We start from the raw sequence: 11548 nt of genomic DNA, 5'->3' as shown, positions 1-11548 counted from the left end.
GCGGGTCGCAGCGCTGCGGACGCCGTGTTCAAGATTTAATCAAGGTATTGGGGGATTCTGGCCTCGGGCTTGCAGTGATTCGAGCAAACTACGCAGGACAGATGGACGCGTTATGACCCAGTCGACCCTTTTCTCCGCCGGTACCGGCCCGGCAGTTCGTGCCCGCGAATTCGCGGGATCGGAAATGTTCGAAAAGCTCTTCAGCGAAGGCATGGAGCTGGTTGAGGAAACCGCCAGCTATCTCGATGGCCCAGGCCGCGACGACAGCAAGCAACTCGATCGCGCCGGTGCCCTCTCCTACGCCACCGAGAGTATGAAACTCACCACCCGGCTGATGCAGGCCGCGTCCTGGCTCCTGGCCCAACGCGCCGTGGCTGAAGGTGAGATGAGCGCGGAAGACGCGACGGACGGCAAATACCGTCTCGGTGTAGATCGTCCGACCGATAATCTCTGGCCAGAAGACGAAACCCCGCCAGCCTATCTCGGTACGCTGGTTGAGCGTTCACGCTCCTTGTATGCCCGCCTCAAGCGGATCGATGACAATCTGTATTCGGATGCCGGTGGCGAGGTCGACGCCAATCCGGTTGCCGATCAGATGGCAATGCTGCGCGGTGCCTTCTCGCAAGGCTGATCCCGGGTTCAGGCATGAAAAAAGCGCGGCCCCTTCGGGGTCGCGCTTTTTCGTGTCCGCTGGACGTTCGATAAGGCTTAAACGAAGCCCTTGAACTTGTCCTTGAAGCGGGAAACGCGGCCGCCACGGTCCAGCAGCTGCTGGTTACCGCCGGTCCAGGCCGGGTGCGAGGTCGGATCAATATCGAGGTTCAGCGTGTCGCCTTCCTTGCCCCAGGTGGACTTGGTCTGGAAGGTCGAACCGTCGGTCATCACCACGTTGATGATGTGGTACTCGGGATGGATATCGCTTTTCATCGATCCGGCTTTCTTGTCTCCGCCGCGCCACACCGAACCTTAGCCGGGCACGCAGCTCAATAAACTCAGGAGCGGGGCAATTACAGGAAGATCGGGCCAAGGGCAAGCGATGACGTGAGTCCGGTGTATCGCGATCCGGATCAATTGCTGAGCGCGACCCCTGTGTGTATATTTATACGCATACACGGAGCCCGCCATGAGCGATCCCGATTACAGCCAGCCACCGCGCCGCAAGCGCGTGAACCTGACCGTCCGCGAGGATGTGATGAAGGAGGCCAAGGAGCTGGGGCTGAATGCGTCCAAGGCGGCAGAGGCCGGCATTAAAGCGGCCGTTCGTGAGGAGAAAGGCCGGCGCTGGCTGGCGGAGAACCGGGAAGCGATCGAGGCGCATAAAAGGCGCATAGAACGGGAGGGCGTATTGCTACCTCCGGCCTGGCTCGATGAAATCTGATGGCGCGCTTTGATCTCTACCAGACCCGGTCCGCGCGCATTCCCTTTCTCGTCGAGGTTCAGTCCGGCCTGTTCGACGAGCTAAGTAGCCGGGTTGTCATTCCCCTGATCCCTGCCACGCGCGCTGACACGCCGACCGTGCCACGCCTGCATCCGATGATCGTTATCGAAGATGCGCGCTACTGCCTCGTGACCTCCGAGATCACGACAGTACCCCTGAAATCACTCCAGACACGGATCGGCAATATCGAAGCCGAGCACCGCGACACCATCACCGCGGCGATGGATTTCCTGTTTCGGGGATATTGAGGGGAGCAGCCCAAAGCTTGAATCGATAGGGATTCGGCGCTGCCAACGCACTAGAAACACGGTCCCGCGAGATCTCGCTTATGCGGGAACGATCGGTAGTCTGTTCTTCGGCTGTAAGCCCCTTAATCGAGTATCGTAGATCGAGATATTCATGCTGATCATCGCACTCGAAAGCCTCCATTGATTGGATCCAGGCGCCACGCTCAATGGCGTAGTCGATGAACGCTATCGCGGTTTCGCTTGGGAGGTAGCTTGTTCCGCGCCCCGTTGCGGCAGAGGCCAACTCGGCGCCCATGTCCCAATGCTCGCCCAAGGCCCTACCTCGAGGTCAGCTTCAGCTCGATCCGGCGGTTCTGCGCATTCGCCGACGCCGTACGGCCCTCCACCAGCGGGTGGTGTTCACCGAAGCCCGCTGCGACCAGCCGTTCGGACGGCACGCCGAGATCTTCCATCCAGTTCACCACCGAGATCGCCCGGGCGGCCGAGAGGTGCCAGTTGGAGGGATAGGTGGTGCGGATCGGGACAGGGTCGGTATGGCCGTCAATGCGGATGACCCATTCCAGATCATCGGGGATTTCCGTTGTCAGCTGCATGATCGCATCGGCGATCGGCCGCAGGCTCTCCCGGCCCTCGCTGGACAGGGCCGCCGAGCCCGATGCGAACAGGACATCGGTCTCGAAGACGAAACGGTCGCCGACAATACGCACGCCGGTGCGATTGCCGAGAATGGCGCGTAGGCGGCCAAAGAAGTCGGAGCGGTAGACGGCAAGCTCGGCCGCACGCTCGGCAAGGGCGGCATTGAGGCGTTCACCCAGATTGATCACCTGGGCCTCCGCTTCCTCGGCGCGCAGCTCGGCCGCGTCGAGGGCGGCGTTCAGGGTGGCGATCTGGTCGCGCAGCACGGCCATCTGCTGGTTCAACAGCAACAGGGCACGGCGGCTTTCCTCGGAGAGTTCCTGCTGGGCTTCCAGCTCGGCATTGAGCTCCTGCGTGCGGACCTGAGCCATCGCCAGGGCGCCGGTCAGCTGGTCACGCTCGTCTTCCAGACCAGCGATATCAGTCTCCAGGCCCTCGATACGCAGATTAAGCTCGGCATTCTCGTCGCGGGCGATATTGAGTTCGTCAGCCAGGGTCGCCAGCTGGGCGTTGAGCGCCGCAAGCTGCTCATCCCGGCCGGTCAGGGCCTGGCTCAAGGAGACCTGGCTGACGACGAACACGGCCAGGAGAAAGACGATGACCAGCAACAAGGTCGCCAGCGCATCGACGAAACCGGGCCAGTGATCGCCGTTATCGGCCTCCTGGAAGCGCGCGAAACGCGGAGCGCTCATGCCCTATTCGCCCCCTTTGTCACGCGCATTCATGGCGCGGATCAGCACCCGGATTTCGTCACGCAGCATGCGCGCCGACTCTTCCTGGCTGTTGCGGGCATCCTCGGCGAAGCGCTGCAGATTGGTATCCATCTGGCGCGTATGACGCTCCAGCGTATGGGAGAGACGGTCTAGGGTTTCTGCCGTCTGCTCCAGCAGCGCCCCGACATAGGCCGAGGAGGCTTCACCATCACCGGTCGTCGCCGGGCCGGCCGCGGCGACACGCGACATGGAGGAGAGCCATTCCTCGATCTCATTGTAGAAACGGTTCTGCGCCCGGCTGGCCTGCAGGTCGAGGAAGCCGATGACCAGTGATCCAGCCAGACCAAAGAGCGAGGAGGCGAAAGCCGTGCCCATGCCCTGGATCGGGCCCTGGATGGCGGCAATCAGCTGCGCCGCATCGACATTGCCGGTCGCATTGGCGGAGACGGTCGCCACCGCATCGCCGACATCCTGCACCACTTCCAGCAACCCCCAGAAGGTCCCGAGCAGGCCAAGGAAGATCAGCAGGCGGCCGAAATAGCGGGTAAATGCCCCGGCCTCCGACATGCGGGCGCCGACCGAGTCGAGCACAGTGCGGACCGAGCCCGCAGAAATGCGCATGCGCCCGTCAGCGGAACCGATCATCGACGCCATCGGCGCAATCATCGCCGGTGGAGTTCCCAGGCCGGCCGGGTCTTCGGAGGAGCGAAAACGCAGCAACCAGCGCGCCGCCGGACCAATCGCCAAGGCCTGTGCGAAGGTATAGAGCACACCGATAAAGAGGACCGCCAGAATCAGGCCGTTAATAGCCGGATTGGCCCGGAATGCCTCGGTCAGCGGGTCGATCAGGAAAATGCCGATGGCTATCACCACAGCGGTGAAAAAGGCCATCCAGATGATGTAGCGCCAAGGCCCGGTGAAGCGAACCTCCGGTGTGTCCGTGGCGGTCTGATCGTCATGCAAAACCGGCATCGCTTCCCCTCATCGCTTGCGGCCCAACATCCATCGCCACGCATTGGGACAATTTGGTGGCGGCGTCAAAGTTTGGCTGCGTATTTCTGAAGCCGTCAGCCTATTTGTTGCTCGCTGGGAAACAATACCTTTCTCACTGGACCGATTTTCTCGCGCACAGGACGACCTATGTAAGCGGTCACGAGACAAGAGCGCCGCTCATCACAGCCCGGCGCAACGGCAAACGGAGATTTCCGATGAATACGTCCATCAACCGCATCCTTCGCGTCGACGGCTCCATGCGCAAAGCGGGTTCACAGTCGCGCGCCCTGACCGACCAGGTCATTGAACGCCTGTCCTCCGGCAGTGCAGAGACGCTGGTGACGCGCCTCGACCTGGCCGAGGAGAAACTCGCCTTCGTCGATGATGCCTGGATCAATGCGAATTTCACCGATCCGGCCGATCGCACCGCGGAACAGAAAGACAAACTGGCTGCTTCCGACGCGCTGGTGGCTCAGGTCAAAGCCGCCGACACCCTCGTCATCGGCACACCGATCTATAACTTCTCGGTCCCGGCAGCCGTAAAGGCCTGGATCGACATGATCGCCCGTGCGCGCGAGACGTTCCGCTACACCGAGAACGGTCCGGAAGGCCTGCTTGAGGGCAAGAAGGCGATTATCGTCATCACGTCCGGCGGTACGCCGGTCGGAAGCGAAATCGACTACGCAACCAATTATCTGCGCCACGTCATGGGCTTCATCGGCATTACCGACGTCACCATCGTCGATGCCGGCCGCCTCAACTTCGAGGGCGAAGAAAAGCTCGCCTCCGCCACCGCGGATATCGGCAAGATTGCGGCCTAGGTGACGCCTAAGCGGTCAGCCGGTTTTTCAGTTCAGCCTGGATAGCCTCGTTGCCGGCAACGATATTGCCGGTTTCGAGGATGTCCGGCTGATCGTCGAGCTCGGCGACCCAGCCGCCCGCTTCCTTCACCAGCACGATGCCCGCGGCAATATCCCAGGATTTCAGATTGCGCTCCCAGAAGCCGTCATAACGGCCGGCAGCGACCCAGGCGAGGTCGAGCGCAGCGGAACCCATGCGGCGAATACCGGCCGTATGCGGCATCACCTTGTGCAGCTCGGTCAGGAATTGCGCGTGCCCCTTGCGGCCCGACCAAGGCATGCCGGTCGCGATTACGCTCTCATCGAAATGCTTGCGCCCTGAGACGCGCAGGCGGCGGTCGGCCAGCCAGGCGCCCCGGCCCTTCTCGGCGTGGAACATCTCGTCCGTCGCCGGATTATAGACCACGCCGGCGACCAGCTCACCATCACGCTCAAGCGCAATGGAAACCGCGAAATGCGGCATGCCGTGCAGGAAATTGAGGGTGCCGTCGAGCGGGTCGACAATCCAGCGGTGAGACTTGTCGGTCCCTTCCGCGATGCCGCGCTCTTCCATCAGGAAGCCATAGCCTGGACGCGCCTCATTGAGACGCTCATAGATGATCTCTTCCGCCTTGTGATCGGCGATCGACACGAAATCCGACGGGCCCTTCTTGGAGACCTGGAGGTGTTCGACGTCACGGAAGTCGCGGTTGAGCGCACGACCGGCGCGGCCAGCCACATCGGTCATCACGGTGAGGAGCGGAGAGAGCGTGCCCAACTTACTTGTCCGCGCGCTTGACGTAGGAGCCGTCTTCGGTGGCAACGATGATGTGCTCACCGGTCGCGATGAAGGGCGGCACAGCCGTGCGCACGCCATTGGCCAGGATTGCGGGCTTGAAGGAGTTCGCCGCCGTCTGACCTTTTACGACCGGCTCGGTCTCGGTGATTTCCAGCGTCACATGCTGCGGCAAGGTAATGCCGATCGGGCGTTCTTCATGGAAATCGACGACCACGGTCATACCGTCCTGAAGGTACTGGGCGCGATCTTCACCGACGAAATCCTTGGCCAGCTCGATCTGCTCATAGGTTTCCGCATCCATGAAAGTCAGCGTATCGCCACTGTCGAACAGGAAGGTGTGATCTTTCTGCTCCAGGCGCACGCGCTCGACCTTGTCGGCAGCGCGGAAACGCTCATTGAGCTTGCGGCCATCGAGCAGGTTTTTCAGCTCGACCTGGGCGAATGCACCGCCCTTGCCCGGCTTGACGGCCTCGGCCTTCACCGCAACCCAGAGCGTGTCCTGGTGCTGGATCACATTGCCGGGCTTGATCTCATTGCCGTTGATTTTCATCACATCACCTATCGGAAATCCGTCAGCGCCGGGCGCAAGCGCCCGGGCAAAGTCGCGCTCTCCTATCAGTGCGCGGTGATAACGGCAAGCGGGCGGGTGTTACTCGCCTGCGGCAATGCGGGCCTCGATCGCGGCAATGGTCTGCGGCGTGAGCACACCGCGCAGCCCGGCTTCGAGCTGATCTCGAGACGGATTGGCCACGGCTTCGCCCAGAACATTATTGCGGGCACGCAGACTCCAATAGAAAGCCTCCTCGAAGTTCTGCAGCCGCCCCTCGCCGCGCGCTAAGACAAATGCAAAGAGGAAGGCACTCTCAGCATCACCGCCCCGTGCGCCCTGTTCGAACCAGTAACTGGCCAGGGTCTGATCGACCTCAACACCACGCCCCTGATACAGCATCAGGCCGAGCTGGCCCTGAGCGGGGGCATAGCCGCTTTCCGCCGCGATCCGCATATAGTTGAGTGCCTCGGCATCACTGGCTTCACCGCCCTGCCCCTCGGCCCACATGATCGCTGCCTGCAGGGCCGCTTCGCCATGACGGTTATCCGCCGCACGCTCATACCATTGGCGCGCGCCTTCGAGATCCTGCTCGCCTCCCGTGCCCAGATCGAGCAATTGGGCATATTGATACATGCCTTCCGCCGAGCCTTGCTGCGCGGCGCGTTCTGCCCAGGTCCGTGCCGAGACATTTTCCTGCGGAATGGGAGAATTCTTGAGCAAAAGGGCGAGTTCAACCATCGCCTCGATATGGCCCGCACGGGCGGCCCGGCCGAACCAAGACCGCGCCGAACCTATGCCGGCCGCGCTTGTATCTTCCAGGGCTATACGGCCTAGCTCATAAAGCGCCAGAGGCTGGTTTTCCGCTGCAGCGCGCTGGAACCAGCTCGCCGCCTCGGCAAGATCTGGCGTACCGGTACTGCGGCCATCGCGGGCAATGAGCCCGGCCATGAGTGCGGCTGTCAGGTCACCACCCAAGGCCGCCACCTCGGCATATTGCTCGGCGATGGCCCAGTCTTCCGAGACCCAGGCGATCTGAGCCCGATAGAGGGCCTCCTCGACCGCGCTCAGGCCCTCGGGAACCTCTGCCGACGCCGCATCCTCCACACCGGCCGCGGCCTGCTCGACATCGAGCGGCACCAGAACCAGCTCATCCGGGAAAACGATATCCGGCTCCGGCTCGGATAGCGGCAGGGGGACCGGCGCAACCGTTTGGGCGATTGCGCTACTCAAGGCGAAAGCAAGGATCAGGCTCATGCCGCCTATCAGCCGCGCGATTGCGGCAAGGTCAAGGCTACTCGCCTATCCGGCGCATATCGCGTTGAAGGCCTTCACCGCAGCCGCCGGGCCATCTGCATGGCCCCAGACGCCGCCTGAGACAGCGAGGAAATCCGCACCCGCCTCAACCAGGGGCGCCGCATTGTCGACGGTGATTCCGCCAATCGCCACACACGGCAGCTCGAACAGTTCGATCCACCAGTTCAAAAGCGGGATATCGGCCTGCGTCGGCGCGTCCTTGGTTTCGGTCGGGAAAAATGCGCCAAAGGCAACATAGTCAGCGCCCGCCTCGCCCGCCGTCATCGCCAGATGCCGGCTGTCATGGCAGGTTACGCCCACGGTCCGGTCCTTGCCCATCACCGCCCGGGCATCCTTGATGCGCCCATCGCTCTGACCGATATGCACCCCATCGCACCCCAGTTCATCGGCGAGCGCGGCACTGTCATTCATGATCGCGGCAACGCCATGCTTCTGCGCACAGGCAATCAGCGCCGGCGCCAAGGCGCGGATATCGTCTACGTCATGGTCCTTGAGACGGATTTGAAGCGCCGCGACTTCGCCTGCAGACAAGGCCTCTTCAAGCGTCGCGACAAAGCCCGCATCGATGCGCGGCGGCGTAATCAGGTAGAGCTGGGTCATGTCCCGCGCTTTAAACCGGAATGCCCCCGGAAGCCAGATGCACAGCGCTGTTCATATCGCGGTCATATGACCATGCCCAATATGCGCGCTTCCGGGACCTGAGGGATGGGTCCTGTGCAAAGGGGACTTTCATGACCATCAAGTTTATCGCTGCCGCCGCTGTGGCTGCTGCCGCCTTCTCGACTGCCGCCATAGCGCAGGATTTCTCGCTCAACCCGAATTTCGGCGAAGTGTCGCTCAGCGCTGGTTTCGCGCCGGATCCGTATCAGGTCAGTGTCATCGCGGGTGGCGGTATCGACGCATCGATCAGCATTGGCGAAGGCTGCGTTGGCAATATTACCGACGCACCGGACTTCCGCGTCAATTACACCGCCGGCAGCTTCGGCCTGTGGGCCGGTGTGGTCTCCGATGAGGACACGACGCTGATCGTCAACGGACCGGATGGCAGCTGGTTCTGCGCCGATGATGTCGACGGCCTCAACCCGATCGTGGGCGGCGCCGGCCCGCAGTCCGGCCAATATGACATCTGGATCGGCACCTATGGCGAAATGCCGGCCGAGGCTGTGCTCTACATCACCGAGATCGATCCCAACTGATCACTCGGCGATAACGCCAGTTAAAAGGAAAACGGGGCCGCAAACGCGCGCCCCGTTTTTCATTCCTGCCAGGCTGCGGGGACGTCCTCAATAATATTGATACCGCGCTCCCCGCGCGCCTCGCGGTGAAAGCGGACAATGATGCGCAATGCGCCATCGGACCGGGTTTCCAATGAGCATTGCGACACACCGCCATCGAGATTGCCGTCGCTGTCGATCTGGCAATACCGGAATTCCAGCGCATCGCCTTTGACGCGGCCGATCAGCTCGCCGAACTGCACCCGGCCACCCGCATAGCTGGCCCGGACGACATCGCCCTCCTGCGAGAAACGGAAAATCGTCTCGGCATTGACGATCCCGTTCGTCCCCGTGATCGGGGCGTGCATAATATGTCCGTCGAGATCGAAGGTCATTGGCCGGAGCGTAAACGGCGTCGCCGGCAAAAGAAAACCCCGCGGCCTGCACCGCGGGGCTTCTTGTCACTGAAAAGACCTGGCGTTTAGGCCAGCTCTTTTTCCATCTCGGCTTCCCACTCACCGAGAGCGGCGAGGCCGTTCATCTTGGCGCGGTGGTCGAAGGCTGCCTGCGCGGCCGCAACATTCTCGGCCTTGCCGGCCCAGGCCTTGAGCGGCGGCGCCTGCAGGGCGCGACCATAGGAGAAGGTCAGCGGCCAGGGCAGCTCGTAATTGGCGTTCATGGCGTTGAGGTGAGCTGTCGCTTCCTCGTCGGACTGGCCGCCGGACAGGAAGGCAATCCCCGGAACAGCTGCCGGCACGCAATTGGCCAGGCACTGAACCGTCATGTCGGCCACTTCTTCAACGCCGGCGCGTTCGCCATTGGTGGTGCCGGAGATGACCATGTTCGGCTTCAGGATCGTGCCCTCGAGAACGACACCCTGGTCAAACAGCTCGCGATACAGTGTCTTGAGCGCAAACTCGGTGACCTCATAGCAACGCTCGATGGAGTGGTCGCCATCCATGATGACTTCCGGCTCGACGATCGGAACGATCGAGGCTTCCTGGCACAGCGTCGCATAGCGGGCGAGCGCATGCATATTGGTGTTGATGCAATACTGGCTCGGCACACCATCATCGCCGCCCTGACCGATATTGATCACCGCACGCCATTTGGCGAAACGGGCACCGAGTTCGAAATAGTCGGCAAGACGGTCGCGCAGGCCGTCCAGGCCTTCGGTAATCATTTCACCGTCTGCGCCGGCCAGCGGCTTGGCACCGGTATCGACCTTGATACCGGGAATGGAACCGGCGTCCTGGATCAGTTTGACCAGCGGCGTACCGTCGGCCGCTTTCTGGCGGATGGTTTCATCATAGAGGATGACACCGGAAATGCGCTCGGACATGGCCTCGGTGGTGCGGAACAGCATCTCGCGCCAGTCACGGCGATTATCCGGGGTGTTATCCAGATTGATCGAGGCGAAACGCTTGCCGATCGTGCCGGTCGACTCATCCGCCGCCAGAATACCTTTGCCCGGCGCCACCATGGCACATGCGGTTTCGTTCAGAAGATCGAGGTCCATTCCGTTATCCCCAGCTGGTTCCGATTTGGCTTGTCCCGCCCTGCAGTCGGGACGTTGAGTGTGTCGCTAACAGGCTCGTTCGCTTAGCGCAAGGCTTCCACGCCCGGCAGGGCCTTGCCTTCCATCCATTCCAGGAAGGCACCGCCCGCGGTCGAGATAAAGGTGAAGTCGTCGGCGACGCCGGCCTGGTTGAGCGCAGCAACCGTATCACCGCCTCCGGCCACGGCCACGATCTCGCCCTCACGCGCGAGGTCGGCGACGTGCTTGGCCGCGGTCACGGTCGCGGTATCGAAAGGCGGAGTTTCAAAGGCACCGAGCGGACCATTCCAGATCACGGTCTTGGCGCCATCCATGGCAACGGCCAGCGCCGTTATCGTGGCCGGTCCGCAATCGAGGATCATCTCGTTTTCGGCGACGTCATTGACGGACGTCAGACGGGTTTCCGGATGCGGCTTGAACTCGGTCGCGACCAGTGCATCGTTGGGCAGGATGAGCTGACAGCCAGCCGTTTCAGCAGCAGCGAGGATAGCCCGGGCCGTGTCGGCGAGATCCTTCTCACACAGGCTGGCCCCGACATTGACGCCCTTGGCATGCAGCAGGGTATTGGCCATACCGCCGCCGACAAAGAGCACATCCACCTTCTTCACCAGGTTTTCCAGCAGCTCGATCTTGGTCGAGACCTTGGCCCCGCCAACAAGCGCGACAACCGGGCGCTCGGGAGCTTCCAGCGCTTGGACCAGATGATCAATCTCGCGCTGCATCGACAGCCCCGCATAGGCCGGCAGGTGTTTGGCCACACCTTCCGTCGACCCGTGGGCGCGGTGCGCCGCCGAGAAAGCGTCATTGACGTAGACATCGCCGAGCTTCGCCAGCGCTTCGGCGAAGGCCGGATCGTTCTTCTCTTCGCCGGCTTCAAAGCGCGTATTCTGGATCAGGAGCACATCGCCATCGGACATGTCCGAGACGGCTTCGAGCGCATCGGCGCCGGTGATGTCGTCAACGAAGTCGACCGGGTCGCCGAGCAGGTCAGCCAGCGGCTGCGCCACCGGCTCAAGGCTCATCTCGTCAACACGCTGGCCCTTGGGGCGACCAAAATGCGCCAGCAGCACGGTGCGCGCACCAGCTTGCTTGAGATGCTCGATGGTCGGCAGGGCGGCCTTGAGACGGGTATCGTCGGTGACGGCCCCGTCTTTCATCGGCACATTGAAATCGACACGAACGAGGACGCGCTTGCCGGCGACCTCCGCATCCTGGATCCGGCGGATATCGGTCATGGCGCGCCCTC

At 62.2% G+C, this 11548-nt stretch carries 15 protein-coding genes; 5 read left to right on the top strand and 10 right to left on the bottom strand.

Annotated elements, in window-relative coordinates; all coding sequences use genetic code 11:
- Nucleotides 1-112: 112 nt before the first annotated feature.
- Nucleotides 113-631: a DUF1465 family protein gene (locus Q1V57_RS04560; protein WP_300528012.1), complete on the top strand. Its 519-nt coding sequence runs from the start codon at nucleotides 113-115 to the stop codon at nucleotides 629-631.
- A gap of 77 nt (nucleotides 632-708) precedes the next feature.
- On the opposite strand, the gene rpmE is transcribed toward Q1V57_RS04560, so the two are convergent.
- On the bottom strand, nucleotides 709-927 hold the full coding sequence (gene rpmE, locus Q1V57_RS04555; protein ID WP_300528010.1) for a 50S ribosomal protein L31: 219 nt from the start codon (nucleotides 925-927) through the stop codon (nucleotides 709-711).
- 196 nt (nucleotides 928-1123) lie between these two features.
- Between rpmE and Q1V57_RS04550 the strand changes: the two genes are divergently transcribed.
- Nucleotides 1124-1378 carry a type II toxin-antitoxin system CcdA family antitoxin gene (locus Q1V57_RS04550; RefSeq protein WP_300528008.1) on the top strand — a complete coding sequence of 85 codons (255 nt, stop codon included), beginning with the start codon at nucleotides 1124-1126 and terminating at the stop codon, nucleotides 1376-1378.
- On the top strand, nucleotides 1378-1686 hold the full coding sequence (locus tag Q1V57_RS04545; protein WP_300528006.1) for a CcdB family protein: 309 nt from the start codon (nucleotides 1378-1380) through the stop codon (nucleotides 1684-1686). The genes Q1V57_RS04550 and Q1V57_RS04545 overlap by 1 nt, the downstream gene beginning before the upstream one ends.
- Before the next feature lie 317 nt (nucleotides 1687-2003).
- Here the strand turns inward: Q1V57_RS04545 and Q1V57_RS04540 are convergent, their stop codons facing one another.
- Nucleotides 2004-3014, bottom strand: a complete 1011-nt coding sequence (locus Q1V57_RS04540) for a peptidoglycan -binding protein (RefSeq protein ID WP_300528004.1) — start codon at nucleotides 3012-3014, stop codon at nucleotides 2004-2006.
- A gap of 3 nt (nucleotides 3015-3017) precedes the next feature.
- Nucleotides 3018-4007 carry a hypothetical protein gene (locus tag Q1V57_RS04535; protein WP_300528002.1) on the bottom strand — a complete coding sequence of 330 codons (990 nt, stop codon included), beginning with the start codon at nucleotides 4005-4007 and terminating at the stop codon, nucleotides 3018-3020.
- A gap of 236 nt (nucleotides 4008-4243) precedes the next feature.
- Between Q1V57_RS04535 and Q1V57_RS04530 the strand changes: the two genes are divergently transcribed.
- Nucleotides 4244-4849, top strand: coding sequence for an NAD(P)H-dependent oxidoreductase (locus Q1V57_RS04530; RefSeq protein WP_300528000.1), 606 nt, complete (start codon nucleotides 4244-4246; stop codon nucleotides 4847-4849).
- Between the two features lie 7 nt (nucleotides 4850-4856).
- Here Q1V57_RS04530 and Q1V57_RS04525 read toward each other — a convergent pair whose 3' ends face one another.
- From Q1V57_RS04525 to thiE, 4 genes are all read right to left on the bottom strand, one after another.
- On the bottom strand, nucleotides 4857-5645 hold the full coding sequence (locus tag Q1V57_RS04525) for an inositol monophosphatase family protein (protein ID WP_300527998.1): 789 nt from the start codon (nucleotides 5643-5645) through the stop codon (nucleotides 4857-4859).
- A 1-nt stretch (nucleotide 5646) separates the two neighbouring features.
- Complete coding sequence (efp, locus tag Q1V57_RS04520) at nucleotides 5647-6216, bottom strand: elongation factor P (RefSeq protein WP_366145076.1); 570 nt, start codon at nucleotides 6214-6216, stop codon at nucleotides 5647-5649.
- A gap of 99 nt (nucleotides 6217-6315) precedes the next feature.
- Entirely contained in the window at nucleotides 6316-7470 is a 1155-nt protein-coding gene (locus tag Q1V57_RS04515; protein ID WP_300527994.1) for a tetratricopeptide repeat protein, read from the bottom strand.
- 45 nt (nucleotides 7471-7515) lie between these two features.
- Complete coding sequence (gene thiE / locus Q1V57_RS04510) at nucleotides 7516-8130, bottom strand: thiamine phosphate synthase (RefSeq protein WP_300527992.1); 615 nt, start codon at nucleotides 8128-8130, stop codon at nucleotides 7516-7518.
- A gap of 131 nt (nucleotides 8131-8261) precedes the next feature.
- On the opposite strand from thiE, the gene Q1V57_RS04505 reads away from it, so the two are divergent.
- Nucleotides 8262-8726, top strand: a complete 465-nt coding sequence (locus Q1V57_RS04505; protein WP_300527990.1) for a peptidase S1 — start codon at nucleotides 8262-8264, stop codon at nucleotides 8724-8726.
- Nucleotides 8727-8785: 59 nt separating this feature from the next.
- Here the strand turns inward: Q1V57_RS04505 and Q1V57_RS04500 are convergent, their stop codons facing one another.
- The 3 genes from Q1V57_RS04500 to Q1V57_RS04490 all read right to left on the bottom strand — a co-directional run bounded on the left by Q1V57_RS04500 (nucleotide 8786) and on the right by Q1V57_RS04490 (nucleotide 11537).
- Nucleotides 8786-9139 (bottom strand): hypothetical protein, encoded by a 354-nt coding sequence (locus Q1V57_RS04500; protein ID WP_300527987.1) that lies wholly within the window; start codon nucleotides 9137-9139, stop codon nucleotides 8786-8788.
- A gap of 86 nt (nucleotides 9140-9225) precedes the next feature.
- Nucleotides 9226-10263, bottom strand: a complete 1038-nt coding sequence (locus Q1V57_RS04495; protein ID WP_300527985.1) for a class I fructose-bisphosphate aldolase — start codon at nucleotides 10261-10263, stop codon at nucleotides 9226-9228.
- Nucleotides 10264-10346: 83 nt separating this feature from the next.
- Nucleotides 10347-11537, bottom strand: a complete 1191-nt coding sequence (locus tag Q1V57_RS04490) for a phosphoglycerate kinase (RefSeq protein ID WP_300527983.1) — start codon at nucleotides 11535-11537, stop codon at nucleotides 10347-10349.
- Nucleotides 11538-11548: the final 11 nt, after the last annotated feature.

The organism is Maricaulis sp. (assembly GCF_030149425.1).
Taxonomy (GTDB): domain Bacteria; phylum Pseudomonadota; class Alphaproteobacteria; order Caulobacterales; family Maricaulaceae; genus Maricaulis.
The sequence above is the reverse complement of the archived record's forward strand: the minus strand, read 5'-3'. Positions and strand labels throughout refer to the sequence as shown.